This window comes from Streptomyces sp. NBC_00385 (assembly GCF_035917155.1).
Classification (GTDB): domain Bacteria; phylum Actinomycetota; class Actinomycetes; order Streptomycetales; family Streptomycetaceae; genus Streptomyces; species Streptomyces poriferorum.
Genome location: NZ_CP107951.1, coordinates 8,669,172 through 8,695,494, shown reverse-complemented (window position 1 = coordinate 8,695,494; position 26,323 = coordinate 8,669,172). Strand labels below are relative to the sequence as shown.

23 protein-coding genes and 1 pseudogene are annotated in these 26,323 nt (G+C 68.9%); 6 read left to right on the top strand and 18 right to left on the bottom strand.

Features of this window, described 5'->3' with window-relative positions; genetic code table 11:
- Window positions 1-3: 3 nt before the first annotated feature.
- Window positions 4-555, top strand: coding sequence for a GNAT family N-acetyltransferase (locus tag OG959_RS38475; RefSeq protein ID WP_326666106.1), 552 nt, complete (start codon window positions 4-6; stop codon window positions 553-555).
- A 302-nt stretch (window positions 556-857) separates the two neighbouring features.
- On the opposite strand, the gene OG959_RS38470 is transcribed toward OG959_RS38475, so the two are convergent.
- From OG959_RS38470 to OG959_RS38460, 3 genes are all read right to left on the bottom strand, one after another.
- Window positions 858-1,103 carry a transposase gene (locus tag OG959_RS38470; RefSeq protein WP_326666103.1) on the bottom strand — a complete coding sequence of 82 codons (246 nt, stop codon included), beginning with the start codon at window positions 1,101-1,103 and terminating at the stop codon, window positions 858-860.
- Between the two features lie 64 nt (window positions 1,104-1,167).
- A complete protein-coding gene (locus OG959_RS38465; protein ID WP_326666101.1) occupies window positions 1,168-1,377 on the bottom strand; it encodes a helix-turn-helix domain-containing protein in 210 nt (69 codons plus the stop codon).
- 267 nt (window positions 1,378-1,644) lie between these two features.
- Window positions 1,645-2,910: a HEAT repeat domain-containing protein gene (locus OG959_RS38460; protein ID WP_326666099.1), complete on the bottom strand. Its 1,266-nt coding sequence runs from the start codon at window positions 2,908-2,910 to the stop codon at window positions 1,645-1,647.
- Between the two features lie 414 nt (window positions 2,911-3,324).
- Between OG959_RS38460 and OG959_RS38455 the strand changes: the two genes are divergently transcribed.
- Window positions 3,325-3,528: a hypothetical protein gene (locus OG959_RS38455; protein ID WP_326666098.1), complete on the top strand. Its 204-nt coding sequence runs from the start codon at window positions 3,325-3,327 to the stop codon at window positions 3,526-3,528.
- Window positions 3,529-3,720: 192 nt separating this feature from the next.
- On the opposite strand, the gene OG959_RS38450 is transcribed toward OG959_RS38455, so the two are convergent.
- The gene (locus tag OG959_RS38450) at window positions 3,721-3,930 is read right to left on the bottom strand and encodes a hypothetical protein (protein ID WP_326666097.1); all 210 of its coding nucleotides are present in this window, start codon (window positions 3,928-3,930) and stop codon (window positions 3,721-3,723) included.
- A gap of 213 nt (window positions 3,931-4,143) precedes the next feature.
- The gene (locus tag OG959_RS38445; RefSeq protein WP_442805719.1) at window positions 4,144-5,406 is read right to left on the bottom strand and encodes an MFS transporter; all 1,263 of its coding nucleotides are present in this window, start codon (window positions 5,404-5,406) and stop codon (window positions 4,144-4,146) included.
- A 98-nt stretch (window positions 5,407-5,504) separates the two neighbouring features.
- Between OG959_RS38445 and OG959_RS38440 the strand changes: the two genes are divergently transcribed.
- The gene (locus tag OG959_RS38440) at window positions 5,505-5,885 is read left to right on the top strand and encodes an ArsR/SmtB family transcription factor (protein WP_326666095.1); all 381 of its coding nucleotides are present in this window, start codon (window positions 5,505-5,507) and stop codon (window positions 5,883-5,885) included.
- Window positions 5,886-6,164: 279 nt separating this feature from the next.
- Here OG959_RS38440 and OG959_RS38435 read toward each other — a convergent pair whose 3' ends face one another.
- The 11 genes from OG959_RS38435 to OG959_RS38385 all read right to left on the bottom strand — a co-directional run bounded on the left by OG959_RS38435 (window position 6,165) and on the right by OG959_RS38385 (window position 20,348).
- Window positions 6,165-7,241: a winged helix DNA-binding domain-containing protein gene (locus tag OG959_RS38435; protein ID WP_326666093.1), complete on the bottom strand. Its 1,077-nt coding sequence runs from the start codon at window positions 7,239-7,241 to the stop codon at window positions 6,165-6,167.
- 447 nt (window positions 7,242-7,688) lie between these two features.
- On the bottom strand, window positions 7,689-8,009 hold the full coding sequence (locus OG959_RS38430; RefSeq protein WP_326666091.1) for a hypothetical protein: 321 nt from the start codon (window positions 8,007-8,009) through the stop codon (window positions 7,689-7,691).
- Window positions 8,010-8,035: 26 nt separating this feature from the next.
- Window positions 8,036-8,899, bottom strand: a complete 864-nt coding sequence (locus OG959_RS38425) for a DUF3592 domain-containing protein (RefSeq protein ID WP_326666089.1) — start codon at window positions 8,897-8,899, stop codon at window positions 8,036-8,038.
- A 3-nt stretch (window positions 8,900-8,902) separates the two neighbouring features.
- A complete protein-coding gene (locus OG959_RS38420) occupies window positions 8,903-10,006 on the bottom strand; it encodes a hypothetical protein (RefSeq protein WP_326666087.1) in 1,104 nt (367 codons plus the stop codon).
- 623 nt (window positions 10,007-10,629) lie between these two features.
- A complete protein-coding gene (locus tag OG959_RS38415; RefSeq protein WP_326666086.1) occupies window positions 10,630-11,496 on the bottom strand; it encodes an NAD-dependent epimerase/dehydratase family protein in 867 nt (288 codons plus the stop codon).
- A gap of 4 nt (window positions 11,497-11,500) precedes the next feature.
- Window positions 11,501-13,732: an FAD-dependent oxidoreductase gene (locus tag OG959_RS38410; protein WP_326666085.1), complete on the bottom strand. Its 2,232-nt coding sequence runs from the start codon at window positions 13,730-13,732 to the stop codon at window positions 11,501-11,503.
- Window positions 13,729-16,041 (bottom strand): hypothetical protein, encoded by a 2,313-nt coding sequence (locus tag OG959_RS38405; RefSeq protein ID WP_326666083.1) that lies wholly within the window; start codon window positions 16,039-16,041, stop codon window positions 13,729-13,731. The genes OG959_RS38410 and OG959_RS38405 overlap by 4 nt, the downstream gene beginning before the upstream one ends.
- A 36-nt stretch (window positions 16,042-16,077) precedes the next feature.
- On the bottom strand, window positions 16,078-16,959 hold the full coding sequence (locus OG959_RS38400) for a carbohydrate ABC transporter permease (RefSeq protein WP_326666080.1): 882 nt from the start codon (window positions 16,957-16,959) through the stop codon (window positions 16,078-16,080).
- Window positions 16,956-17,909 carry a carbohydrate ABC transporter permease gene (locus OG959_RS38395; RefSeq protein WP_326666079.1) on the bottom strand — a complete coding sequence of 318 codons (954 nt, stop codon included), beginning with the start codon at window positions 17,907-17,909 and terminating at the stop codon, window positions 16,956-16,958. The genes OG959_RS38400 and OG959_RS38395 overlap by 4 nt, the downstream gene beginning before the upstream one ends.
- Before the next feature lie 7 nt (window positions 17,910-17,916).
- Complete coding sequence (locus tag OG959_RS38390; RefSeq protein ID WP_326666078.1) at window positions 17,917-19,257, bottom strand: ABC transporter substrate-binding protein; 1,341 nt, start codon at window positions 19,255-19,257, stop codon at window positions 17,917-17,919.
- Between the two features lie 92 nt (window positions 19,258-19,349).
- Window positions 19,350-20,348, bottom strand: coding sequence for a LacI family DNA-binding transcriptional regulator (locus tag OG959_RS38385; RefSeq protein ID WP_326666076.1), 999 nt, complete (start codon window positions 20,346-20,348; stop codon window positions 19,350-19,352).
- Between the two features lie 204 nt (window positions 20,349-20,552).
- On the opposite strand from OG959_RS38385, the gene OG959_RS38380 reads away from it, so the two are divergent.
- The 3 genes from OG959_RS38380 to OG959_RS38370 all read left to right on the top strand — a co-directional run bounded on the left by OG959_RS38380 (window position 20,553) and on the right by OG959_RS38370 (window position 25,186).
- Entirely contained in the window at window positions 20,553-21,695 is a 1,143-nt protein-coding gene (locus tag OG959_RS38380) for a mandelate racemase/muconate lactonizing enzyme family protein (RefSeq protein ID WP_326666074.1), read from the top strand.
- Between the two features lie 60 nt (window positions 21,696-21,755).
- Window positions 21,756-23,909, top strand: coding sequence for a DUF6351 family protein (locus OG959_RS38375; protein WP_326666072.1), 2,154 nt, complete (start codon window positions 21,756-21,758; stop codon window positions 23,907-23,909).
- Window positions 23,910-24,070: 161 nt separating this feature from the next.
- Window positions 24,071-25,186 (top strand): PP2C family protein-serine/threonine phosphatase, encoded by a 1,116-nt coding sequence (locus tag OG959_RS38370; RefSeq protein ID WP_326666070.1) that lies wholly within the window; start codon window positions 24,071-24,073, stop codon window positions 25,184-25,186.
- A 169-nt stretch (window positions 25,187-25,355) separates the two neighbouring features.
- Here the strand turns inward: OG959_RS38370 and OG959_RS38365 are convergent.
- Together OG959_RS38365 and OG959_RS38360 are read right to left on the bottom strand one after the other, a co-directional pair.
- Window positions 25,356-25,478 (bottom strand): annotated as a pseudogene (locus OG959_RS38365) (transposase); the annotation flags it as partial.
- A gap of 158 nt (window positions 25,479-25,636) precedes the next feature.
- The gene (locus OG959_RS38360) at window positions 25,637-26,230 is read right to left on the bottom strand and encodes a TetR family transcriptional regulator (RefSeq protein WP_326666068.1); all 594 of its coding nucleotides are present in this window, start codon (window positions 26,228-26,230) and stop codon (window positions 25,637-25,639) included.
- Window positions 26,231-26,323: the final 93 nt, after the last annotated feature.

Here is a 26,323-nt window from a genome sequence, read left to right as displayed (position 1 = left end):
TTCATGTTCTCGTTGCCTCTGCGCGACGACGCCCACCTCGGTCCGCTGGAGGTCTGGCACGCCCAAGAGTTCGCCGACCACCTCGACCGGGCGCGTGAGCACATCCGCCCTTGGGTCGGTCCGTCTTTCGTCACCGACGACCTGGCCGGAGCGCGCGCCACACTCCAGCGGTATGCGGAATTCCAGGCGGGCGACGGTGCCCGGCTGTACGGCGTCCGGCAGGATGGAATGCTGGTCGGTGGCGTGATGTTCACCAGCTTCGACGCCGCCGTCGGCTCGTGCGAGGTCGGCTGTTGGCTGGAGCCCTCCGCCGAGGGCCACGGCGTGGTCACGCAAGCATGCCGCGCGCTGCTGGACTGGGCGTTCACCGTGCGCGGACTGCATCGAGCCGAGTGGCACTGCCGGGCCGACAACGACCGCAGTTCGGCGGTGGCCAAGCGGCTCGGCATGACGCTCGAGGGTGTGCGACGCGAAGCATGGCCCTATGCGGGCAGGCGCTACGACAAGCAGGTCTGGGCTGTCCTCGCTCCCGAATGGCGAGACCTGGGACGATGACCGGAATCGGCCTCGCCCGGCGGCCATGCCGTCTGCCTGACCGGCGAACAACGGGAAGCTCTTCGCGGGCCCGCGCGCGAACCGGCCTCCCCGGGGCCGCCCGCCACACATGGGCGGCCCCAAGCCGGTGTGGATGGAAACCACCAGCCATGCCGGCAGGGCGAGAGCGGGGAGCAGAGGCGCTTTCAGCGCCAGTCCCTCGTTACGCCAAGGCGTGAACAGATGTGTCTCCGCATGAGCGGCCCACATGAGCTCGTGCACGGCTAGCGGTGAGACATCGAAGGACCGGGGGGCCTCGGTGCTCACGTCTGCCGGGCCAGGATCCGGTCTGCGGTCTGCTGCTGGGGCAGCGGGCCTACGATGGCCTGGGCGGTGTCGTCCATGTGCTCGCTACGGCCAAGGCGACGGGCCAGTGCCCGCCAGTTCTTCAGATGGGCGACACCGTGCTCGACCCGGATGCGGCGTGAGGAGTGTGCTTTGCGCCGGCACTCGTGTCTCCTCGTACCAGTCCGGGCGTTCTTCTTGAACTTGCAGTGCGATGGCGTCACAACGCGTCCGCCGGCCGGGCGGCGGACACGGATCTCGGTGCCGTCGACGACGCCGGTCTTCCCGTCACGCCGAGGTGGTCAACGACCTCGGCCAGGGTTCGCAGCCGCACGTCGGGGCTGATGGTGCATCCCCGCTCCCCGAGCAGGGCCGCACCTCGCCGGTGGCCCGGGTGACGGTTGAGCGGTCGACGCCGAACCAGCAGGCCAGCACGTCATGTGCAACTCCGTGGCAAAGGTATACAAGTGCGGTCAGAAGCCGGTCGACGAAGTCCATGCGGTGCTTCGCGCCGGCACCCACAGCCCGCTTCCCCGGCCGAGACGCAAGCCTGCCTCAGTGCCGCCCGCTCGTGCCGCTCGTGCCGCTCGTGCCGCTCGTGCCGCAACGGTCTTACCTCGAGAACGAGTTCAGCGATCGTGGTGGCCCGACAGGCCCGTGATCCTCCTGTCACCGGTGATCGCTGTGCGCGTCACGCTCCCCACCACACAGCCATGATCAACGATCCAGTGCTCTACGTCTCACCGCTATCCGTGCACGAGCTCGTTAGATGCGCAGCGCTCCGGTGAACGGTCGGTGGCCCACACCCTCCTCCGTGACCGCCAGCCACCCGTGGCCGCGCATGGAAGTGTGCTCGCCCACCCCGGTCGGGTCGAGGGAAAGCTCGCCGGCGGCACTGTCGACACTGGATGCCTGGGTGGCGTTCGATGCCTGGTCGTCATCGGGGTCGAAGTCCGGGTCCGCGCTGAGAGGTTCCTCCCAGTCCAGTGGCTCTCCCCGCCATTCCGGCTCCCCGTAGCGCCAGTAGCTGCGGCGCACCTCGCCGTCGACGGCGAGGGCCCAGACCATCGAATCGCTGTGGTCGTCCTGGAAGAAGAACTGCGCCTGCCCGCAGGCGGCACTGATTCTGTCGAGCAGACCATCGATGTCCCAGTGCATCTCCCACAGCGGTGTATCGGCGTAGACCAGCCGCCAGCCGTCCAGTTCCGGCGTGACGAACACTCGGTAGACCGCACGCTCCACACCCTCGGAGTCCGCCACGAGGGCAACATCGTTCTCCATAGCGGCCAGGCCCATCGCGACGGTACAGGGCCTTCTGTCATGCAGCCCCATAGCCGCGAAGAGACCTTCGTACGTCGCACCGGGGACGGCCAGCCAGCGGTACTCGGGGAGGCTTTCCGGAATGTCCTGGGCCGATTTGATCCGCACGAGCCGCTCCAGGACATGCAGGTCCCGCTCGCCGATCTCGGCCTCGCCGCCGATGAGGGCCAGTGCGTTCAGTGCGTGCCTCCGCAGGTGTGCGGGACCTTCACGGCGGACGGCCCGCAGCTCTGGGGCCGCCTGCCTGCCGATGGCGCGGACCGCCTTCTCGGCCTGGTAGCGCGTGTAGCTGTCGGCGTCGGCCAGGAACGGGATGACATCCATCACGGCCGTGGCAGCTGACTCGCCGAGGTTCTGCAGACCCCACAGTGCCTGCTGACGTATCTCCTTCATGGGGTGCGACAGCGCAGCCACGTACTGCGGCAGGCACCGCTCGTCGAAACCACGCAGCACATGCCCCAGTTCCCACCAGTCGGGTACCTTCTCCGCTCTGGCTCGCGCGGCCACCGCGGCTTCGAGGGCGGCGGGGCCGATGAGATGCAGGGCGTCCCGCACACCCCACATGGCCTGCTCGCTCACCGTACCCAGCGCGGCAACCAGCCCGGGCGCGGCAGCAGCACCGGGCTCGGCCAGACTGCGGACGACTCGCGCCGTCAACTCCTTGTCACGAGTCGCCAGTTCCAACTCTGCGATCAGCTCACCTTGATCCATGCAGCTGACGATAGAGCAGCCGGAGACCGAACCCCCGCCAAGCGATACGTAAGAGAGCCCCTAACGCGCGTATTCGCTTGTGCCCCATATATGGTCCGGGTGAGGTGTTCGAGCCGGATAAGGCGCCCTCGAAGCCGGACACGGGGGTCTCGTTGAAGCGACGGAAGCTGATCGGGATCGGGGCGGGGCTGGCGGTCCTGCCCGCCTGGTGGACCTTGCGTCAGGTGACGAACCGGACCCGGCGGGACTGGCACACCGACACCGCACCGCTGGAGCAGGCGTTCCCGCTGCTGGGCCCTCTCACCGACGCCAAGTGGGTGAGCAGCCGGGACAACGATCGGGGCGTGCCGTCGCCGGAGCTGGTGATCTCGGGGCTTCGCCCGCCTGGCACCGGGGAAGCTCGCCGGGCTGACGGTGGCCCACGCCTTCGTCTCCGAGGGGCCGGCCGATGACTTGTCCTCGTGGTTCGAGAAGCCGCTCGAAGCCGAGGGGCCGGAGAACCCGCAGTGGATCCGGTCGCACGAACTCGACCGCGACGGTAGCCGCTACTCCACCAAACTGTGGTTTGACCGTCGCAGCGACACCGTCCGTTTCTGGGCACTCAACCCGTACGGCTAAGGGCTGTCCCGCAATTCCTGGTGGATCAGCGCGCGGCGTCAGATGCGGTGCATCGCAAGGCGGAGAGGCGCCCGCATACTGGATGTATTCGGGCGTTTCGACAACGGAGGGGGTCCCCCCGTGCCGTTGAGGCTACGGGGGAGAGGTGCCGTAGCTGTCGTCGTGCGCCCGCCAGGAATTGCGGGACAGCCCTTAGGTCCTGGCTCTTTCGGGCGTCGGCGCATGAGGAATACGCGCGCGGTCGGCCAGGGCGGCGAGGGGACGGGTTCGTGGCCTGCCCGGACCGCTGGGCGAGTCGACCGGCACGGTCCGGTCGATGATGTCCTCGGCCTTGGCTGCCGCCAGGAGAGCGGCGGGGATGCGTTCCCAGGTGCCGTCGACGGCCGATCTGAGCAGGTGCATATGAGCAGTGCGGAACGGGCCGAGCCCTCGACGATCGACCTCGCCCCGCACCGGTCGGCCGATCGCCGGCCACATGCGCGCGGACCTCGTATCCGCCACCCTGGCTGCGGCGAGCCGAACTCGCGGCAGCCTCACCGGATCGGTCGTGCACACCGGCCACGGAACTCAGGATCGGCGCATCCCTTGCCAGGGCGCACATGGCCCGTCGTGACTTCAGGATCGTTCCGCCACCTGGCGCCAACTGGCAAGGACCACCAGGCCTCCGATGGCCGCGAGGACCATGAGGACTACGCCGAACACCGTGGCACCGTTGGTCAGCCCCACCGCATCACTCAGGTACCCGGCAGTGACAGGAAGAGCGCCGGCGAAGACATACCCGCCCACGTTGAGAGCGGCGTTGGCCTCCGCGAGACGCTGGGCGGGAACGCTCGAATTGAGCAGCGACAGGCCACCCAGCTGCCCCATCCCCTGGCCGGCTCCGGCGAGCAGCGCCGTGGCTACGAGCACCGGCACGGAGGAGGCGTGCACGGCGATGACCAACGCGATCATGCTCGCCGTGGTGCTGATCGCGCCGGCCGCCAGGATGATGCGCCGGTGCAGATGCTGGACGGCGAACTGCATCGCGGTAGCGGCGAGAAACATGGCGAAGGCCATTGCACCGGCGATGATCCGGCTGGTACTGCCCAGCAGCCCCGAGAGGAGTGAGGGACCCAGCGAGAGCACAAAGGAGGTGGCGGTAATGCCGGGTGCGAACACGGCGATCCCCAGGGTGAGTTGACGACCGCCTCCTCGCGGAACGGCGGGTACACGCACCCAGGCACCTTTGGGCGGCGACAAGGGGCTCCGGATCGGCATGCGCACTACGGCAAACACCGCGGTGACGAGCAGCATGGCCTCGACGACGAAGACGGTGACGGTGGGTGCGGGCATGGTCTCCGAGAGGACCCCGGCAAGGAAGGGGCCGAGACCGGCGCCGAAGACCATCGCGCACGAAGCAAGCAGGGCGGCAATTCTCTTGCGTTCGGGGCCGGCCACGTCGGTCACCGCAGCCATGCCCGCCGAGACCACAGCACCGACCGCCATTCCGGTGAGCAGCCGGGCCACGATCAAGGCGGCCACACTGGTGGCGGTCGCGAAAGCCAGGCATGCGATGAGGGCGAGTGCGAGGGCGGGCAGCAGTACGGGCTTGCGTCCTAGCCGGTCGGAGACCACACCGGAGACGAGGAGTGAACCGACGAGACCGACGATGTAGAAGGCGAACACGACGGTCAGGGTGCCCTTGGAAAAGCCGATGTCGCGCTGCCACAGCACGTACAGCGGGGTCGCCGCGTTCGAGAGAACGAAGATGGCGGTGATAGGCCATGCGGCCAGCCATACCCACAGCAGCGGAGCGGCGCCCCCTTCCCCGGCCCTCGTGGTGTCTTTGCGTCGCCTCGCGTCTACGGCCTGGACGGGTGTCGTCCGAGTCCCGAACATGAGCGTGCCTCCCGACTTCCTGCAGTACGAGTCAAGTCGAACTTAGCATGCAGTACGATTGAAGTCGTACAAAGGAATCGAGTCATGAGGAGTTACCGATGCCTCCGACCGCGGGCACCGCACCCGGCACCGTCAAGGTGTTCCCCGAGCCGCCCGGCCTGCCGGAACCGCTGCCGGAACCGGCAGTCGACGACCTTCGCCTGGAAACGGTTCTTGCTGCACTCAGCGACCCTTTGAGGCTGACGATCGTCCGCAAGCTCCTCCTGGAATCGGAACAGTTCGACCACGCCTGCGGCTGGTTCGGCTTCGACCGGCCCAAGTCATCTCTTACGCACCACTTCAAGGCCCTGCGGGAGGCGGGAATCACGCGCCAGCGCCAGTACGGGCTCGAGCGCCGCAGTCACGTACGCGTCGACGATCTCAACGCCCGCTTCCCCGGCCTCCTCGACCTGGTTGCTGCTTGGGCCCCACGGGCATGACGCAGCACCGGTCGGCGGGACGTCCTTGGGCTGTGGGCCGGGGATGCCGGTGAGGACGCCAAGCGCGGGATACGTACCCTCGCCGCGATCGATTGCCGCGGAGTGGCGGAGTGAACGACATCTCATGCCGGTCTGTGACGGGCTGAAAGGTCTGTCGTGCGCGCCGGGACCGTCCGCCCCTCATTGCCACCAGTCGTCATGGGCACCAGTCGTCAGGGGGGAAGTGAACGGGTCGCTGACGGGCTCCCGCGCCTGACCGTGCACGTCAAACCGGCTGTGCTATTGGGTAGGCCGCAGAAAACGAGCGACGGCCTCCTTCTCCCTCTCAATTCCCTCCCGGATCTCGGGCGGGCCAGGTTCGAATGCATCCACCTGGATGGGGCGCGAGCCGGAGCCACGGGTCCAGGTGGCGACGGCCAGGCCGTCGGCAATGACGGTGGGGCGGATGATCCCGCCTCCCGGCCAGACGCCGGCCTGGAGCCGAGCGGGGACAGATACCTCGCGGGTGCGGTAGCCGACGAGGTAGTTGTCGTAGGCGGGCAGCATGCGAACGTCCGGCGTGTCGGGTGTACCCGTTGGCTGTTCCACCCGGTCGGCGAGCATGGTCAACGCGTCGTATCCGGTGATCGCGCCGGATTCCGCCAGCGTTTTCCAGGCCCTGCGGGCCCATGTGACCGGCAGCCCGGACCACGCGGCGAAGTCCTCCGAGGCGGCGGGGGCGTGCACGGCAAGGTAGCGGCGGGCCAGCTCGGCGAGGGCAGGGTCTCCCTCCCACTGGGCGCCCCCGGTGGTGGGCAGCCAGTCGTCGAGCAGTACGTAGGTGGCCTCACCGTCGCGCTGGGGGCCGTGGCAGAGGATGCCGGTGAGTGCCGCGTGGCGGATCAGGTGGAACGGCGACTGTCCGTCGGGCGGGATGCCGAGGGTGGTGAGGTGCTCGGTCAACTCGGCCCGGGTGAGTGGGCCGTGCGTGGCAAGATCGCACCGGATCAGGTGGTCGGCGCGCCGGCGCAGATCGTCGTCCAGGCCCAGCTGCTGGTAGCGACGGCTGGTTGTGGCAAGGATTCGAGGTGCGAGCAGTTGCCGGATCCAGCGGGCGTCGTCGCTGGGGATGGTGTGCAGGGTGCCACGCATGTACCAGCCGCGGACGATGCTCCGCTCCTTCTCGTATGCCGTGCGGATGGACTGTGCGGTGAGATCCCGTCCGCGTACCCGTATGCCCAGGTCGGCGGCCGTTGCGTCCTGGGCCTGTACGGCGAAGACCCGTCGGACGACCGCCTCGGCAGATGTCTCCCGTGTTCCGCCGGCCAGGGCCTGCGCGTGGGCCCGCAACCGGCGGACGCATTCGTGGTCGAGCATCGGGCTGCGCCTCTCAGTTCGCGCGGTCAGGAGACGGTCGCGTCGAGGATGTCGGCGAGTTCGACGGGCGCGTACAGTATCGGCCAGTGACCAGTGGCCAGATAGAACTTCGACTCTACGACGCGATCGGGCGGGCAGCCGGATGGGCGAGCTCGGCGAGGAAGGCGCGGTAGAGGGGCTCGTAGGCGGCTCGGGATCTCGCGCCGGCAGAGCACCGGTCCGACGCCCGGCACGCTCGCGTAGGCCGGTTCGCCCAGGTCCTCGGCGGCACAGAAGCACAGCCGGTCCGGCCCCCTCGACGCCGCCTCGGCGTACGCCGTCACCCAGGCCGGCGCGTAGCGGTACGGCCCGATGACGATGGTGCGCCGGAAGACCTCGACGATCCCCCGGTCGACCTGGATGTACAGGCTGTGGCGCTGGAGGGCCTTCGGCTCCGCAGGTTCCCTCTCAGACCACCCTCCGGTCGGCGAGCGCGGCCACCTCGGTGAAGTACGCGCGGAACAACGGCTCGTCGTCGGGCGGTACCCGGAACGCGGGCGAGGTGCTGTACCAGAAGGCGGCCTGCTCGGTGCCGTAGAGCGCGGCGCTCGGATCGCGGACGGTGCCGATGAACAACTGGCCGGGCCGGGCGGGCTTCTTGTAGTGCACCAGTGCCCCGAGCCGCCGCAGCGGCACCCGGAGCTCGGACCTGCCCATGGCGAACTGTTCGAACACTCCTCGGTCCACGCGCAGATGCAGGTCCTCGTAGTCGAACGTCAGCGGCTCCATGTCGGGAAAGTGGCCCGGCTCCCTGCTCACAGCGCGACCACCCCCGCCACGGCCGCCGCCGCCACGACCAGCACACCCACCACGTTGACCACCATGTCCCGTTTCCAGGAACGGCGTTCGGCCTCGACGTCCAGGATGTAGAGGGCCGGGTCGTCGGGGGCGTAGTGGATCGTGAGGTTCAGGCCCCGTGATCCGGCGGGGTCCGGGATTCCGGACTCGCAGTAGGCCGTGACCTCCCTGCCGTCGAGGGTGGTGAAGGTGACAACCGGCATCAGGTTGGTCAGGGTGTTGCCGTCGCTGGAGTCGACGGTGACGCTCTTGAGGACGGCGACGACACGGCCGGATACGGTGTCCATGGCAGCCAGTTGGTCGATGCGGCGGTTCCTGTCGCGGATGTTCCCGGGCAGGTGGTACAGACCGGAGAGGGCCCAGGGCCCGCAGACGCCGAGCAGCGCCCACGGCCAGTCCCAGTCGACCGCGGCGGCGGCGACCAGACCGGCGTACACGAGGAAGAGCGCGAAGTACGCCCAGCCGAGGCCGCGTCCGCCTTCGGAGAGGTGGTTGGCGAACCGGAAGGCGTGGGGTCTGCCGCGCGGATAGTGGACCCCGATCTCCCGGCCCTTCCAGGCGACGCCGATCCTCTCGCCGCGCTCACCCTCGTTGGTGACGGTGAACTCCCTTCCGGTGGACGGGTCCTGGAAGGAGACGACCACGGCTATCCCGTCGCTCGGGGAGCTTCCGTGCCGGGGCTCGTCCACCCGCTCGATCCGTCCCGTCACCCGGACAGCGCGCTGCGTCCGGGTCATCCCGGCCAGGGATCTCCCGTATCCGACCAGCGCCCACGCGCCGAACACCCCGCACCACAGCACCAGGTACACATGCCAGTCCATGGATCAGTCTCCTGTTGAGACGCGCCGTACGACCTTGCCGTGCCCGTCCGCCTCCAGATAGGCGGTGCCTTCGGAGCCGGTCACGGAGATCCTGAGGGCCACCCTGCCGGTGAGGCCGTCGGCGATGAGCTGCCAGGTGCGCGGGGAGGCGACGCCGAGCGTGGTCGTGGCCTCCTTCACGAGGGCCGGGACACGGTCGTACGGCAGGGAATCCAGATCGAGTCGGGGGGCCGCGTGGGTGCCGGTGGGGGCGAAGACGACCGTCAGCAGGCGTTCCTGCACGACGACGGTGAGCGCCCGCTGCCTGTCCTCGCCCTTGGCCAGCGCGGAGACGGAACGGCCCAACCTGCCTTCGTCCAGAAAGGATTGCCCCGGGCCGAGGGCCACCGTGCCGGACGCCGACGACACGGTGGTCGTGGACGACGAGGAGGTGCTGGAGGAGGAGACCGAGGGCCGGGCGGTATCGGAGTCGCCCTGGTCGAACAAGCTCGCGCGGAAGAACAGGACGACCAGGGCGGCACCGAGCAGCAAACCGAGGAAGCCGACCAGGGTGGCACCGCAGCCTTCCAAAGGGTCGCTCGCCCGGGCCGGCCCTGGTGCCGAGTCGAGGCGGGCCGAGGCGGCCCGTTCCTCCCAGTCCGGTGTCGGTCGTTTGACGATCCTCACCTTCAGCGGCCGGTCCGGCGGGTACTGGACGACCAGGATGCCGCGCGGCCTGTAGTCGGGCAGGTCGGCGAGGTTGATGTCCTGCGTGAACTCGACGCGGTACGCCGGTACGTCGTCCGGTGCGACGGTGAGGTCGAACTTGACCGGTATGTCGCTCGTTTCACCCCCGACGGCCTCCAGGCTCTCGATCATCGCGAGGGCCAGGTGTGGCGGGATCTCCGCTTCCCGGGTGCGCCTCGGAAGGCCGGCGAGGTAGCGGATCAGGACGTAGACCGCGAGCAGGCACGCGCCCCCGACGATCAGCGGCTCGTTCGAAGTGACGATCCCGACGACGACGGCGGCCAGGGACGCCCCCGTCACGCCACCCGTGAGGAACCCCCGGGCGAGCGCGACGGGCCTGTTGCGCATGGGCGGCGGCGCGGCGCTCGTGGTGATCGTCATACGGGCGATTGTGCAGGGCTCAGGTGACGCCCGGTAGACCTCAGCATGAGCTTCCGGCAGGTGCCGACGCTGAGCTGGTGCTGCACGGCTCTGAGCTCGCCCGGTGTTCGGAAGGCCGGCGTCTGCCCGAGCTCTCGCGGTCGATACGGACCGGTGGCGAACGCGCCCGCTGTTCCTCAACCCCCGGCTCGCAGCGGCGGAAGCACAGCCGGCGGGCTGTGGGAATCGTCCGCCGCAGATCGTCGCGAGGGTGCGTGGATCGAATACCTCCTCTTCGTCAGTGGGCCCGGCACACCGCCGAGGTGATCATTGGTGCGGTCAGCGGCTCCCTCCGCACCGGCCGCCGTGCTGATCGGCCGCCACGACGCCCACGGGCACCCGCACTGTGCCGACCGCAGTGCCGTCCTGGCCCGCCGAGGCGCCCAGTACCTGGCGCCGCACAGCTCACCGCACCGCACGGTGACCACCCCTGGCAGGGACGGACCTCCACCACCGGCTGGGGCACAGCCCACAGGCCACACCCGCGTCCGCCCCAGGTCGTTCGCACCAGGCAAGAGGCCCGTCGCAGGCGACTACTCGACCTTGCGGCACCAGCCGGAGGCCTCCCACCTCAAAGTGTTACCTCAGTGAGAAGTGACACCCTCGCGGTCGACGAGATTCCGGGCCGTGAACCCCAGGAGCCTGCGCGCCGCCGAGGTGTCGACCGGGGCTGCACGGCCCGGCAGCGGGGCGCGCAGCACGGTGCCGGGGTGGTAGCGGCGCAGCAGTTCCTCCGTCGGGTACGGGACGATGATCTCGGGGGCGCAGAGGTGCACCGCGTGCGCGTCGCTGCCACGCACGTCCAGCGCGAGCAGTGCCGCTCTCGCCGCGTCGTGGACCTCGAGGTACGTCCACAGGTCCCTGGCGCCGGCGGCCGGGTCGGCCGTGAGCCGGGCGGCGTGCGCCAGCAGCCGTTCCTCGAAGCCGCCCACGTACGGATAGCGCAGGCACACCACACTCATGCCGTGCCGTCGCGCCATCATCCGCGCGGTCAGCTCGTCGACCTGTTTGGACAGGCCGTAGGCGTCGGCGACCTGGGAGTCCATCGCCTCGTCGACCGGCACGTACGGCGGATGCGGATGCTCGGCCGCCGTCCAGGGCAGACCGGTGACACCCCACGAGCTGGCCAGTGCCACGTGCCGGATCCCTGCCCGACCGGCCTCCTCCAGCACGGTGAAGGTGGTCAGGCTGTTGGTCGTGAAGACCTCGGCTGCGGTGTTGTGCTCGGGAGTGGGGATCGCGGCCAGGTGGATGACCGAGTCGGTGCCCTCCAGGGCCGCCCGTACGGTCGTCGCGTCGGCCGCGTCGCCGGTGACGACCAGGCGGGCCGGGAGGTCACCGGGGTCGTCGAGGACCAGGGCGTTCGCTTCCAACCCGCGCGCGGCGAGCAGCGTGAGGACCGCTCGCCCGATCCGTCCGGCGGCCCCGGTGACCAGCACTCTCGCGACCATCGGGTCACTCCCCCGCCGCGTAGGCGCGTACGGCGACGAGGTGCGCCGCGTCCGTGCCGTTGGTGGCTTCGACGACGATCCGGACGGCAGATGTGGTGACCGGCTCCGACGGCGTGTGGGACCGGCGGCGTTGTCGGTTCCGGTCCGCGCGGGCGATCACCTGCCATGTGCCGTCCGCGTCCCGCGCTTCCACGCGGTAGTCGCACAGGAGCGTGGGGAGGGTGTCGAAGGGGGTGCGGTGGTGGTGCAGGTTGATCAGGTCCTCGTTGACGTCGTCGTCGGCGATGACCTCGATACGGCCCAGGGTGACCGGTTCGGGCCAGGTGAGCGACAGCCAGGGCGAGGGATCGTCCGCCAGGGGTGCGGAGACCCACATGTGCGGTCCCGCGTAAGGGCGGGCGTAGCCGTCGACGGCCTTGGCCGGGGCGTATGCCGCGGTCTCCCCCGCGCGGAAGCAGAAGGTACGGCGCAGCAGACCGGCGTCCGTCCACTCGCGCAGCAGCTGCGGGGACTCGTCCTGCGGACGAAGCGGGACACGCGTGAAGCACAGGACGCCGGGTGCCGGCCGGTCGGCGCGGTGCAGGGCTATCGCGTCATTCGCGCGGATGACGAGGAAGGCGTTGCGCGGGGTGTCCGGGTACCAGTCCAGGCCGGTCTTGAGCCATTGCCGGCGACCGGCGGCGACCGGCAGGGTGGTGGAGATGACGAGGCGGCGCGGGACGTAGTTCTGGCCGAGTTCGGGATCGTACAGGTCGATCACGAGCTCGGTGTCACGGTCGGCGTCGACCAGGAGTTCAAGGCCGGTGAGGTCCGGGTCGGCGGGAAGGACGAGTCCGGCGTCCGCCGCGAGCGGCCACAGCTCGGCGGAGTCCTCGACTGCCAGGCAGGACAGGGCAGATGACGCGACTGTGGTCGCTCGCAGCGCCAGGTCCTCCGGGTCCGTCGATGCCAGACCGATGAGCGAGGCGTCGTGACGCAGCAGCACCCGGTGCAGCTCGGGTACGGAGAGTTCGCGCGGCGCGGTCTCGCCGGCAGCACACAGCGCCGCCGCCGTGCCCGCCGCCTGCCCGATCGTGGCGCATGTCGCCATGACCCGGGTCGAGCCGAACGCGACATGGCTGGCGGAGATGTTCCGCCCGGCGAACAGCAGGTTCTCGGTGTTCACCGAGTACAGGCTGCGGTACGGGATGTGGTAGATCCCGTCCGCGTAGCGCTGCCGGGCCCCCGACTCGGTGGCGTACATACCCTGCGGCGGATGCAGATCGATCGACCAGCCTCCGAAGGCAACCCGGTCGGCGAACTCCGTCTGCCCGAGAATGTCCCCCTGGTGCAGCACGTAGTCACCGAGAAAGCGCCGGTACTCCCGCTTCCCGGGCACCGACCCCACCCACTCCAGCGTCATGTTCGCCGCGTCGAACTCGCCGGAATTCTTGATGTGATCCCAGATCCCGTAGATCACCGACCACAGCTCGTCGCGTATCCGCTCGTTGTCGTGCACCGTGTCCAGTTCTCCGCCGAACTCGATCCACCAGTACGCACACCCGTTGTCCCCCGCCTTGATGATCCGCCGCTGGGGTATGGAGGTGGTGCTGATGTTCTTGGCGAAGTCCGGCGGCACGAACTTCACCGGACGGCCGGCGTCCTTCGTGTAGAAGAGCAGCGTGGAGCCGAGAGTGATGCCGTCGGCCGACTCCGGGGCCCACGCCTCCTCGAACTCGTTGCGCGCCTCGCGGCCGATGCGGTGGTGGGCGCCCGCGAGGTGGCCGACCAGGCCGTCTCCGGTGCAGTCGAGGAAGACGGGGCTCTCGAAGCGGATCCGGCGCTCGGAGCCCATCATCCAGCCCGTGGCCGAGGTGATCCGCCTCTGGTCGTCCGGGCCCTCTGCCTCGACCTCGCGGACATCGGTGTTGAGGTAGAGCGTGATCCCGGGCTCGGCGCGTACCGCGTCCAGGACCACGGCGTCCCAGTAGTACGGGTTACCGTCCGGGTTGCGGTACTGGTTCTCCACGAGCAACTCGCCCATGATGCCGCCCTCGCGGGCGTTGTGGTTTCTGCCGTGGCCGGTCGCGCCGCACACCCAGACGCGGACCTCGCTGCTCGAATTGCCGCCGAGTACCGGCCTGTTGTTGATCAGTGCGACGGTGCGGCCGAGGCGGGCGGCGGCGATGGCCGCGCAGACCCCGGCCAGGCCGCCGCCGACGACGGTGATGTCGTGGCGTGCGGTTTCGTTCCTCATGCGGTCCGTCCCGTGTTTCCGGGCTTGCGGTCGGGATCGGCGGCGAGGCCGTAATAGATGCGCGGGGCGCCGTCGACGGTGAGGGTGATCCTGCCGCCGGTGGCCTTCAGGGAGCGTTCCTGGCCGATGCAGTTGAGCTCGCGCACGGTGCCGGCGGCCGCTTCGGCCACGACCTCGGTGCTGGTGGTCCAGGTGTCGACCCACGGCTCCGGGGACGCGTACCAAGGATCGTCACCGTGTTCGGAGTTGAGGACGTACCCGTCCTTGCGGGACCAGATGATCGACAGCGGGCCGTCGGGAGTGGTGAAGAGAAGGCCCTTGATGTCCGGGTCCGGGAAGGCGAGATGGCGGACGAACTCGGCCTGGTCCAGGACCCGGGCGGCGGTCGCGAAGGCGAGCAGCGACGGCTTGGCACTGGTGTCGCGGTTCATCAGGCCGTAGTGGTACTCGGGGTTGGCCGGGTCGGCCTCCTGAGGGTGGTGGATGATCGAGTCGTGCAGCTGGTACCAGTTGACGGCGCGCACCTTCTCCGACTTGGCGAGGGCGAGCGAGAGCAGCGTGTTCTCGGCGGCGTGCCGGTAGGTGTCGCTCCACCACACGTTGGGACGGGTGGGCGCATAGGCCTCGGTGATCCAGAGTTCCTTGTCGCCGCCGTATTCCGCCATGACCTGCCGTGCCTTGCGCAGGGCGCCGAGGAAGTTCCAGTACGTGCCGGACGAGCCCTGGGTCCACTCCTGTGGCGGCGGCGCGAAGTCGGGTGTGAAGTTGCCGCGGCCGGGGTGAAAGGCGAAGACGTCGATGAGGTCCCAGCCGCCCGCGTCGTGGAAGTTCTTGGTCCAGACGTGGTCCATGCCGCCGAGGCCGGCGTTCATGACCTTCATCTCGGAGCCGGCAGCGGCGAGGCGGGTGGTGACCTGGCGCAGGCCGTCGCGGACGTAGGCGTCGGCGCCACGGCCGGACATCCAGGGCTGGTTGACCTCGTTGCTGACTTCGAAGTACGCGGCGTCGGCGGCCAGCGCCTTGGCGACGTTGGTGTCGGCCCAGGCGGCGATCTGCTCCGGGCTGCCGCCTACGGGGATGCCGCTGAGCTGCACGTTGTGGCCGATGCCGTTGGCGTCCAGGGTCGCGATGTCGATGCCGGGGGCGCCCTCGTAGGCGATCCGGATCCACTTGATGCCGAGCGTCCTGACCAGGCCGAGTACGGCTTCCTTGCTGGGCCGGAGCAGCCAGGGGTAGTTGGCGAGGCCGAACATCGACTCCTTGCCGGCCCGGTACGTGAACTCCGGGAGCACGCTCAGATTGGTGCGGGCGATTGCCCGGTCAGCACCGCTGACCGCCTCCACACCGGTGAACACGATGTTCTGCGAGGGCGAGGTGAGGGGGAAGGAGGCGTTCCAGGCGGCGCCTGCGGCGAGGTTCTTGCAGAGGGTCCCGCCACCGACCTTCTTGCCTCCGAAGTCGCGTGCCCACCAGGTCAGAGTCACCTTCCTGGCGGCTCCCGACCCGTTGACGACCTGCGTCCGGAGCGTCATCGTCTGCCCGGCCGCCTTGTAGAGGTTGAACGGCTGGTCGGTCCACACCTCCACGCCGAGCGGCCGCCCGGCGCCGATCGTGCCCGCCGCGCGCGGCCGCAGGTCGCCGAGGACCAGATCGGCCTCGGTGACGACGGTGCTCGCGCCGGTCGAGGTGCCGGGCGCGTGGATCCATGTGGCGTTCGTGCCGGCGGGGTCGGTGGAGGAGAGGCAGAAGAAGCCCTTCGTCCCCTCCCACGTCTCCACGTACGTACCGCCCGCGTTCACCTCGTACGGGATGCCGCCCCGAGTGTCCCGCTCCCAGACGGTCAGCGCTTCGTACGACTCCGGTGCGCTCGCCCCGTACACGGTGCGGGAGAACTGGAAGCCGGACGGGGTGAGCGTGCTGGAGCCCGCGACCTCCCACTTCAGGTGCGCCTTGCGCGCCGTGACGTCGAAGGTGCCGCGCACGGTGACTCCGGGCGCGCTGCTCCCCATCGTGTACGTGACCTGGACCGCGGGCCGTCCGTCGGGGAGTGTGACCAGGGCGGGGCTGCCGCCGAAGGTGCGCTGCTGGCCGAGTGCGGTGTCCTTGATCATGAAGTGGCTGAGGAGGATGCGGTCGGTTCCCGCACCGTCCTGGACGAGGACGCTGCCGTCGCTGCGGCCGACCAGTCTGATGCCGTCGGCCTCGACGGTGACCGGGTCGGCGGCTGCGTACGCGGGGACGTTCGGCAGCAGTGCGGCGCCGGCGGTGAGGGCCGTGCCCTGGATGAGTCTGCGTCGGGCGACTGACATGGAGGTGCCCTTCTGTTGGTCCGGTGTGGGTGGGGCTCAGCCCTTGACGCCGGTGAAACCGAGCCCGGCGACGATGTACTTCTGGCAGACGACGAAGACCAGGACCGGCGGGGCCACGGCCAGCACCATCGCGGCGATCAGCTGGTCCTGCGGGGCCTGCGTGGCGAGCTGCGCCAGCGCGACACTGATCGGCTGCTTCTCGGGGTCGGTGATGGCGATCAGCGGCCAGATGAAGTCCTTCCAGGAGTGCATCACCGCGAGCAGACTGATCACGGCGAGGACCGGCTTGCTCATCGGCAGCACGATCCTGGTGAGCAGCTGCAAGGTGCTCGCCCCATCGACCCGTGCCGCGTCGAACAGTTCCCTGGGCAGAGCGTCGAAGAACTGCTTGGCGAGCAGCACCGTGAAGGCGTTCGTACCGGCCGGCAGCCAGATCGCCCAGTACGTGTCACCCAGGTTGAGGTGCAGGAGCGGCACGTCGATCACGGTCATGAAGAGGCTGACCATGTTCACCGTGTACGGCACGAACATGGTGGCCAGGATCGCCCCGTAGACGGCCTTGCCGAACTTCGGCCTGAGCACGGAGAGCGCGAAGCCCGCCGTGGCCGAGACGAAGAGCTGCACGAACCATGATCCGCCGACCACCAGGAAGGTGTTCATCAGATAGCGGCCGACGCTGAGGTCGGTGTATGCGGTGGCGAAGTTGCCGAGTGCCGGGCGGTCCGGCCAGAGGGCGAGCGGCTGGGTGGTGAGCTCGGTGGGCGGGGAGACCGCGCCCTTGAGCATCCAGTACAGCGGTCCGATGCCGATGAGCAGCAGCAGGATGAGGGTGAATCCCTGGATGGAGCGTACGGCGGCGCGGACGCCGGGCCGTTGCCGGTCGTTCGTCGAGACGAACGTGGTGAGTACTGTGGTCATGATGTGCTCCAGCTGCGGGTGGCCCGCAGATACACCGCGGAGAGCAGGGCGAGGGCGAGCACCATCAGGAAGGAGAGGGCGGCGGCCTGGCCGTACTCACCGTCCTGGAAGGCGTAACGGAAGATCAACAGCAGGATCGTGAGGGTGGAGTTGTCGGGGCCGCCGCCGGTGAAGACGTACGGCTCGGTGAAGACCTGGACCGTGTTGACCAGTTGCACGAGAAGCAACAGACCGATGACGGAACGGAGTTGGGGAAGCATGACGTGCCAGATGCGGCGCCAGATGCCGGCGCCGTCGACCTCGGCGGCCTCGTAGAGTTCGCCGGGGATGGAGACCATGGCGGCGAGGTAGATGAGGACGGCGCCGCCCATTCCGGCCCAGGTGGCTTCCAGGACGAGCGACAGCATGGCGCTGTCGGAGGACTCAAGCCAGGGGTACGGGCCGAGGCCGATCTTGCCGAGGATGTTGTTGAAGAGGCCGCTGCCGGGGTCGTAGAACCATTTCCAGAGCAGGATCGCCACGACCGGCGGGATGACGACCGGCAGGTAGACGAGAAAGCGGTAGACACCGGCGCCACGTCGCACGGTCGACATGATGGCGGCGAGGATCAGTGGCGCCGGGAAGCCGATCAGCAGGCCGAGTGCCACGAAGAAGAGGGTGTTCCCCACGGCGGTGGCGAGCAGCGGATCGTCGAAGAGCGTACGGAAGTTGTCCAGGCCCACCCAGGCGGCCGGTTCCACGAGATTGGTGCGCTGGAAGCTGAGGAGCAGGCTGCGCACGATCGGCCACCAGGCGAAGAGCCCGAAGACGAACAGTGCGGGGACGAGGAACAGCCAGGCCGTGAGCTGTCTGCGGGCGCCGGTGCCACGCTTCCGCCGCATCGGCGGCGACTGCGGAACGGGCTCCTTGGACACTGCGGCGGAGCTCCGGGAGGGAGTGAGCAGAGTCATCGGCCGGCTACTTCTGGTCCGCGGCAAGCTGCGCATTGACGTCCTTCTCGGCCGAGGCGAGGAGGGAGCCGATGTCGGCGTCACGCTTGGTGAGCACGGCCTGGATCACCGGGTCGAGCGCGGTGTACAGCTTCTGCGCCTGGTAGGGCGGCTCCGGCTTCAGCTCCAGCGTCGCGAGCCCGCCGATGTACGGCTTGAAGTGGTCCAGCTTCACGTTCACGTACGGCTTGATCGCGGCATCGATCTCGGTCTGCCGCTTCTGGCCGAAGACGGGCAGGGTCGGTACGCCCACCGCGGACTTCGGGTCGGCCGAGAGCGCCTTGGCCTGGGCGGCGGCGATCTCGGTGCTGTACTGCGGCTTGGCGTAGGCGAAGGTCAGCCACTCGACGGCCGCTGCCGCGTGCTTCTTGTCGGCGGACTTCGGGACCATGTAGATGTCGCCCCCGGTGAGGGTCGCGTCGCCACCGGACTGCGGCATCGGGGCGGCCCCGAAGGCGTCGGTGTTCTCCATGCCGAACTGCATCTTCGCCAGCCGGTACGTCCCCGGGCTGCCCATGAACATGCCGACCTGTCCGGCCGCGAACTGCTTGATCACATCGTTCTGGTTGACCAGCAGCGTCTTGCCGAGCGAGTCGTCCTTCCAGCGCATGTCCTTCAGCAGCCGCAGCGCCTTCTTCGTCGGCTCCCCGGTGAGCGTGGCGGTGTACTTGCCGTTCTCCTGCTTCTGCAGCTCGCCGCCGAAGGCGTACGAGAGCATGGTGAGCTGCCAGCCGCCCTGGTTGTCCTTGGACTCGTGGACGAAGCCCGCCTTGCCGGTCCTCTCGCTGATCCGCTCGGCGGCGGTGCGGACCTCCTCCCAGGTGGCCGGCGGCTTGTCGGGGTCGAGGCCGGCCTGCTCGAACAGCTCACGGTTGTAGACCAGGCCCTGGGCGTACGGGTTCTGCGGTACGCCGTAGACGTCGCCACCGTCGTCGGTGAGCTGCTGGAGCACCTGCGGGTTGAACTCCTTGAAGTGCTGCCACTCCTTGAGCTGCCCGGTGATCGGCTGGACCTGCTTCTGCCGGATGAGGCGCTGCGGCTCGGTCAGCGGCACCTTGATGACGTCCTCGACGTTGCCGCCGGAGAGCTTGGCGGAGAAGGTCAGCGGGTCGAAGACCGTGGTGGAGCCCTTGACCTTGATGCCGGGGTGGGCCTTCTCGAAGTCGGCGACCTGCTTCTTGAAGAGGGCGAGGCCAGGCTTGTCGGTGGCCGGGGGCATCCCCTGCACCCGCAGGACGAGATCGCCGGAGGTGTCGGCGTTGGTCGGGGTGAGGGAGGAACAGCCCGCGAGGGTCGCGGTCAGGGCCATGGAGCCACATATGGCTGCATAGCGGAAGTTTCTGGGCATGACGGCTCCAAGAAGGGCAGGGGTGAGCTCGGTGCGGTGCTTTTCGCTATGGATCAGTGGGTGGGCGCGGGGCCCGTCGAGGCCCGGGGGATCAGGCGGGAGCCGATCTCGACGAGGGGGGCCGCGGCATCAAGTCCCTTTGTGTGTCCCGCCGAGCCGGCGATCATCTCGATCAGGAGGTCTCCCGCACGGGTGGCGATCTCCTCGGGGTCGATCCTGATCGTGGTGAGGCCGGGGGTGGAGACGGAGGCGAGCAGGGTGTCGTCGATGCCGATGACGCTCACGTCACGGGGCACGCTCACCCCGAGGTTGGCCATCTGGTGCAGCACGCCGAGGGCGACCAGATCGTTGTGGGCGATCACGGCGGTGGCGTCATGAGCGGCGACCAGGGTGGCGGCGTGTACACCCGTCTCGAACCTCGGCTCGTACGGACCGAGTTCGTGCAGGGAGAGGTCGAGCGCCTCGAAGGACTCCTGGATGGACTTGCCGCGGCTCAGTTCGGCGCGGGACGCGTTGACGAAGACGCAGCGCCGGTGACCGTACGCCTTCAGAAGCTCCGCGGCCTGGGCGATCCCGGCGGAGAGTGAGATGCGGACCTCGGGGATGCCGGGGACGTGGCGGTTCACCACCACCAGCGGCATCCGGCCCGCGAGTTCGTGGAGGCGCCCCTCGGTGAGGGTGGAGGCCCACAGGATCAGGCCGTCGACCCGCTTGGACACGGCCGCGATGACGGCCAGTTCGTCCGCCTCGCGCTCGTCGCTGTCGGCGACCAGGACCGTGTAGCCCAGACGCCGGGCGCGGGCCTGCATCGCCTTGATGATCGGCGGGAAGAACGGGTTGGCGATGTCCGGGACGATCAGGCCGAGGGTTCCGGTGGAGCCGCCGCGCAGCGAACGCGCCGCCGGATTGGCGGAGTAGCCCAGTTCGGCCGCGGCGTCGAGGATGCGCTGCCGGGTCGCCGGCTGCACCTGGTCGGGCGCGGTGAACGCACGGGACACCGTCGAGACGGAGACACCGGCGACACTCGCCACCTCCCGGATCGTGACTGCCACGGACGGCCTCCTCGTCGTCTGGATCCTGCGAACGCGGTTGATGCTTGCGAACGTTCCCAGGAAGTGTCAAGACGTGCGGCACGACTTGTTCACCGACTAAATGCCGCTCACTGCAAGGGTCTTGCGCTGGAGCTCGGCTGCCCCCAATGATGCGTTCTCGAGAATGATGCTGACTTTGCGGGAACGTTTTCATAGAGGAGCGGAATGAAGATCACCGGCCTGGAAGTGCTGACTCTCCCCGACCACGGCGACAGCATGATGCTGGTGGTGGTCGACACCGACGAGGGCATCCACGGCCTGGGCGAGGTCGGCATCAGATCGCGACAGCGGGCGGTCGCGGGGGGCCTGGAGCATCTCGCGGAGCTGATCACCGGCGAGGATCCGCGGCGGATCGAGCACCTGTGGCAGGTCATGTTCCGGCGGGGCTTCTTTCCCGCCGACCGCTTCCTCGGTGCCGCCATCGCGGCGGTCGACGTAGCCCTGTGGGACATCCGCGGCAAGGCGCTCGGCGTACCGGTCCACGAACTCCTCGGTGGCCGGGTACGTGATCACGTACCGGCCTATGTGCATGTCGGCGACGGCTACCACGACCGCGAGTGGTTCCTGGACCGCTGCCGCGAATTGGTCGCCGAGGGCTGGCGCCATCTGCGGTTCGCCGCGCCGCACGACGCGGACGACACCCTCGATGCGCGCCGTTGTCTGCGGGACTCGGTGGAGCTCTTCCACCAGGTTCGGGACGCGGTCGGCCACGAGGTGGAGCTGATCCTCGATGTCCACACACGCCTGGATCCGCCGGAGGCGCTGACGCTGTGCCGGGAGATCGAGGCGGCACGCCCGTACTTCGTCGAGGACCCGTTGCGCTGCGAGAACCCGGACAGCTACCGGATGCTGCGGGCGCGTACCGGCGTTCCGCTCGCGGCAGGCGAACAGTACGGCTCCAAATGGGAGTTCAGGACCTTGATCGAGGACGATCTGATCGACTACGCGCGCGTGGACATCGGGGTGGCCGCGGGCCTGACCGAGGCGAAGAAGATCGCGGCGATGGCGGAGACCCATCACATCAAACTGGCCACCCACAACCCGCTCGGGCCGGTGACCGCCGCCTCGTCGCTCCAGCTCAATCTGGCGTGCCCGAATGTGGCGGTCCAGGAGCATCAGACCGATCCGGATCCGGAGATCGCCGCGCTGTTCACCGCTCGGCCGACGATCGTTCCGGGGCGGGTGGAGATGAACGAACTCCCGGGTATCGGCGTCGACATCGACCGGGAGGCCGCACGCCGCTACCAGGCCGCCGCAGCCGAGCGGCCTCATCTTCGGGCGGCGGACGGGTCGTTCACCAACTGGTGACCGGCCGTGTCCGGACATCGGGTACGCAATCCCACTCCAGGAAGTGAGGCGAATTCCGTCATGTCGTTCACCGCAGCCACGAGGAGACCGGCCCGGCTGGGCCTTACCGGTCTGGCGGTCATGGGCGTACTGCTCGGCGCGACAGCGACGCCGGCCAGCAGTCTGGAAGGCGGGCAGCTCCAGGTGACGGCCCTGTCGTCACGGCCCGCCACGGTGTCGGGCGACGACGCCCTGATACGCGTCGGGGTGCCCGCGTCGACACCGGCCGGCACGATACGGGTCGAGGTGGGCGGCCGGGATGTGACCTCGGCCTTCCGGCCCTCCGGCGACAACACGCTGACCGGCCTGGTCAAGGGCCTGTCCCAGGGGGACAACCTCCTCACGGCGAGCGCCCCGGGAGCGGAATCAGGGCAACTGACCCTGAAGAACCACCCGGTCACCGGCCCGGTCTTCTCCGGGCCCCACGAGCAGCCGTTCGTCTGTGACACCGCCGAGTTCAAGACGATCACCGGCGTCACCCTCGGGCCGCCGCTCGATCAGGACTGCTCGATCAAGACCCGCGTCGACTACATGTACCGCACCACGGCCGGCACATTCGTCCCCCTGCCCGACCCGGCCGTACGCCCCGCCGACCTCGCGAGCGCCACGACGAGTGCCGGCGAGAAGGTCCCGTACATCGTCCGCGTCGAGACCGGCACCATCAACCGGGCCATCTACGAGACGGCCGTGCTGCACGATCCGCAGTCCCCCGGCCCCGACCCGCTGCTTCGCGGTCCGGGCTGGAACGGGCGACTGGTGTACGGCTTCGGCGGGGGCTGTTCGGGCGGCTGGTACGTCCAGGGCCGCAACACCGTCGGCATCATGAACGACGCGTATCTGAGCAAGGGGTACGGCGTCGCCTCGTCCTCGCTCAACGTCTTCGGCAACAACTGCAACGACGTCCTGGCAGCCGAGACCATGAGCATGGTCAAGGAACACTTCGTGGAGACGTACGGCGAACCGGCCTTCACCATCGGCAACGGCTGCTCCGGCGGCTCGTACCAGACCCATCAGATCGCCGACAACTACCCGGGGCTGCTCGACGGCATCCTCTCCGGCTGCAGCTTCCCCGACGTGGGCTTCGGGACGATCCAGACCCTCAGCGACGCACAGCTCCTGAACCACTACTTCACTCAGGTCGCGCCCGACGCGTTCACCCAGGAGCAGCAGCGGGCGGTGTCCGGGTTCGGGAAGTGGGAGAGCATCGGCAGCCTGGCCAGGGCGGCCGGACGGATCGACCCGACGGTGTACTGCCCGGCCCAGCTGCCCGCGGCCCGGCGTTACGACCCCGCGACCAACCCGGGCGGTGCACGCTGTGACGTCTACAGCCACACCGTGAACGTGTACGGCAAGGACCCGGAGACCGGAAAGGCGCGCAGGCCCCTGGACAACACGGGAATCCAGTACGGACTCCACGCCCTGAACGACGGAACCATCGACATGGACCGGTTCATCGACCTGAACAGGCGTATCGGCGGACTCGACGCCGACGCCCGGCCCGTCGCTTCGCGCACCGCCGCCGATCTCGCGGCGACGCGGCTCGCCTATCGCACGGGCCGTCTGCTCAACGGCGGTGGCGGACTCGCGAACGTACCGATCATCGACTACCGCGACTACGTGGACGACGCGGCGACCGGTGACATGCACATGCGTTTCCACTCGTTCTCCACCCGGGCGCGACTGGACAAGGCCAACGGCACCCACGCCAACCAGGTCATGCTGACCCGCGCCGGCGGCCACGGGTTCACGCTCGCCGGGATGGTGTCCGACATGGACCGGTGGCTGACCTCCATCAAGGGCGACGCGGGGGCCGGCGCCCCCATCGACAAGATCGCCCGGAATCGGCCGGCGGGACTCACGGACGCCTGCTGGACGCGTGGCATCGGCGCGCAGAAGATCGAGGAGCCGCAGGTCGAGGGCATCGGCAATACGGCGTGCAACACGCTCTACCCGGTGTGGACCTCGCCCCGTATGGTCGCCGGGGCCGATGTGGCCAACGACATCGTGAAGTGCCGCAAGCGGCCCGTGACCCCTGAGGACTACAAAGTGCCGGTGACCGAAGCGCAGTTGAGCGCGCTGAAGGTGATCTTCCCGTACGGCGTCTGCGACTGGTCCGTCCCCGGGGCGGGGCAGCAGGGGCTTATGGGGACCTGGCTCTCCTTCGGCCCGGGCTGACCAAAACCGGCAGGCGCAGGCGTTCGAGGGTCACGCACGGACCGGGTGTCATGCACACTGCGCACCCGTGGATCGTCGACCGGGCCGCACTGGCCGTGCGGCCCGAGCAGCCCCGTCCTCTCCCCGATGCGAGCCGGGCACGGGAGGTGTAGAGAGGAGACATGTCGCAGCGTCTCGCAGGACTTCGCCTGCCGGTGCGAGCAGGGAGAGCATGGGTGGCCATCCCGATCGCGTGGATCGTCGCCGTGTCCTTGACCGATGTTCTCGCACCACCCGACATCCACCTGGGGCCGCTGCTCGTCGCGGCACCCGCCATCACCCCGTCGTTCGGCGGGCCCCGGACAGTGGGCCTGGTCGCCGCGCTGGCCGTGATCGCACAGACAGTCATCGGGGTCCTGCGCGATCACGACGCGGTGCTCTCGGCCAACCACCAGGCACAGATCATCGCCCTGGTGCTGGTCGGCACCAGCCTCGTGATCTTCTGTGTACTGCGGGAGCGGCGCGCGAAGGAGCTGGCGCAAGTACGGCACGTGTCCGAGGCTGCCCAGCGCGTAGTCCTGCCGCCGCTGCCCAGTCGGCTCGGACCACTGCGCGTCGCCACCCTCTACCTCGCCGCGGAGGCCGAGGCCCAGATCGGCGGGGACCTGTACGCGGCGGCGCGCACCACCTCAGGCACCCGGCTGATCGTCGGCGACGTACGAGGAAAGGGGATGACCGCGGTCAACGACGCCGCCATGCTGCTCGGAGCGTTCCGCGCCGTGGCCCACCGCCGGTCGAGCCTGAGCGAGCTGGTGGCCTACCTCGACCGAGGCATGTACACCGACCCCATGGGGCCGAGCGAGACCAGCCACCACGGAGAAGGATTCATCACCGCCACCATCCTGGACATCCCCGACCGGGGAGGCCGGGTCCAGATGGTCGCCTGCGGACACCCACCCCCGGTCGTCCTGCGCAACGGCCGACCGGCGACGATGAACGCCCTTCACCCCGCACCCCCATTGGGCCTGGGCGAACTGACACAGCCGCAGTACCACGTCGACACCTTTCCGTTCGAGCCGGGAGACCTTCTGCTGTTGTACACGGACGGCATCACCGAGGCCCGCGACTCCACCGGCACCTTCTACCCTCTCGCCGAGCGGATCACCGGCTGGACCGAGAACGACCCCGACGCCTTTCTCGACCGCTTCCGGCGCGACCTTCTGCATCACGTAGGCGGACACCTGAACGACGACGCCGCCATGATCGTCATCGAACGGCCTGCCACACCTCTGACGTGATCGTCTCTCGATTCCGACGGTACCCCGACCCTGCCCGACAGAACGGCAGAGCGTCGCAGCCCGGATCGTGCGGCACCTGGCGGGGATCGCCGCCCGACGGCGGCGATCCCCGCCGCCTCCGGAGCGGCCGGCTGAGCTACTTGGCGGCCAGGGGCATCGGCTGGTGACCGTCAACGATCCGCCGCCGTGGGTGCTTCTCGGATCGCCCACCCTTCGGCCCCACCCCCGCGGCCGGCAGGAGTGGCTCCGCCAGAGCCCGCTGTGCGTCCGTCAGGTCCGACGGATACCGATCCCCACCGGGGACACCACGACCGAGACGGCCGCCGTTTGGAAGTGACCGTGCCGCGGCCGACGTGCCACGCGGCCCGCACGGTCGACAAGGCCGGTTCGCGCCCCGGCCCGGTTACAGATACTGGGGGCGGCCCAGCCTCCCCGCCCTTCAGGCGATTGTCAGTGACGTGGGTACTGGGCCGTGAGGACGGTGATCCGGGCGATGCGACGGGCGGACTCCTCCGGGGAGGCGCCGGGTTGCACGATGTGGCTGACCGTCAGCCGCACGATCGTCTCCACCGCGAGGCTGCGGGACTCCGCGTCGACTTCGGGCCAGGCATCGGCCGCGTACGCATCGAGCATCGCCGCCGCGGTATTGAAAACGGGTTCGGGCCGGGTGGTCAGGTAGGCGAGCAGGTCGTCCTCGCCGCCTCGTGCGCTGGTGAGGACCGACTTGATGAGCGCGTTGTCGGACGCCTGGCGCAGGGTGTAGCCGACGCCTGCCGCAGCGGCCGCCTCCAAGTCGTCGCGGTGCGCGTCCAGTTCCTGCTGAATACCCAGGAGGAAGTGGTCGGCCTCACGCGCGATGAGTGCCTGGCCGATGACGTCCTTCGAACCGAATTCGTTGTAGAGAGTCTGCCGGCTGATACCTGCGATCCGTGCGATCGCGGCCATCCGCAACTTGCCCCAGCCCTCGGTGGTGACGAGCTCGTAGGCCGCGTCCAGCACCTGGTCACGAAGCAGCGATCGAACACTTTCACGGAACCTTGTCATGGTTGACTCACTGTATCCAGCAAGCCGCATCCTGTCGAAAGTCTTGACACTATTTAGTGAAACTGTCTAACTACTCGACGTTAACTCACGTAT

Bases quoted from the DNA above. Each gene is read 5' to 3' on its own strand.
- OG959_RS38465 (WP_326666101.1), bottom strand. From the start codon at position 1,377: ATGGACTTCGTCGACCGGCTTCTGACCGCACTTGTATACCTTTGCCAC.
- OG959_RS38450 (WP_326666097.1), bottom strand. From the start codon at position 3,930: ATGCACCTGCTCAGATCGGCCGTCGACGGCACCTGGGAACGCATCCCC.
- OG959_RS38410 (WP_326666085.1), bottom strand. From the start codon at position 13,732: ATGAGGAACGAAACCGCACGCCACGACATCACCGTCGTCGGCGGCGGC.
- OG959_RS38475 (WP_326666106.1), top strand. From the start codon at position 4: ATGTTCTCGTTGCCTCTGCGCGACGACGCCCACCTCGGTCCGCTGGAG.
- OG959_RS38380 (WP_326666074.1), top strand. From the start codon at position 20,553: ATGAAGATCACCGGCCTGGAAGTGCTGACTCTCCCCGACCACGGCGAC.
- OG959_RS38425 (WP_326666089.1), bottom strand. From the start codon at position 8,899: ATGGACTGGCATGTGTACCTGGTGCTGTGGTGCGGGGTGTTCGGCGCG.
- OG959_RS38440 (WP_326666095.1), top strand. From the start codon at position 5,505: ATGCCTCCGACCGCGGGCACCGCACCCGGCACCGTCAAGGTGTTCCCC.
- OG959_RS38415 (WP_326666086.1), bottom strand. From the start codon at position 11,496: ATGGTCGCGAGAGTGCTGGTCACCGGGGCCGCCGGACGGATCGGGCGA.
- OG959_RS38405 (WP_326666083.1), bottom strand. From the start codon at position 16,041: ATGTCAGTCGCCCGACGCAGACTCATCCAGGGCACGGCCCTCACCGCC.
- OG959_RS38375 (WP_326666072.1), top strand. From the start codon at position 21,756: ATGTCGTTCACCGCAGCCACGAGGAGACCGGCCCGGCTGGGCCTTACC.
- OG959_RS38370 (WP_326666070.1), top strand. From the start codon at position 24,071: ATGTCGCAGCGTCTCGCAGGACTTCGCCTGCCGGTGCGAGCAGGGAGA.
- OG959_RS38360 (WP_326666068.1), bottom strand. From the start codon at position 26,230: ATGACAAGGTTCCGTGAAAGTGTTCGATCGCTGCTTCGTGACCAGGTG.
- OG959_RS38430 (WP_326666091.1), bottom strand. From the start codon at position 8,009: ATGGAGCCGCTGACGTTCGACTACGAGGACCTGCATCTGCGCGTGGAC.
- OG959_RS38390 (WP_326666078.1), bottom strand. From the start codon at position 19,257: ATGGCCCTGACCGCGACCCTCGCGGGCTGTTCCTCCCTCACCCCGACC.
- OG959_RS38435 (WP_326666093.1), bottom strand. From the start codon at position 7,241: ATGCTCGACCACGAATGCGTCCGCCGGTTGCGGGCCCACGCGCAGGCC.
- OG959_RS38445 (WP_442805719.1), bottom strand. From the start codon at position 5,406: ATGTTCGGGACTCGGACGACACCCGTCCAGGCCGTAGACGCGAGGCGA.
- OG959_RS38400 (WP_326666080.1), bottom strand. From the start codon at position 16,959: ATGACCACAGTACTCACCACGTTCGTCTCGACGAACGACCGGCAACGG.
- OG959_RS38420 (WP_326666087.1), bottom strand. From the start codon at position 10,006: ATGACGATCACCACGAGCGCCGCGCCGCCGCCCATGCGCAACAGGCCC.
- OG959_RS38460 (WP_326666099.1), bottom strand. From the start codon at position 2,910: ATGGATCAAGGTGAGCTGATCGCAGAGTTGGAACTGGCGACTCGTGAC.
- OG959_RS38395 (WP_326666079.1), bottom strand. From the start codon at position 17,909: ATGACTCTGCTCACTCCCTCCCGGAGCTCCGCCGCAGTGTCCAAGGAG.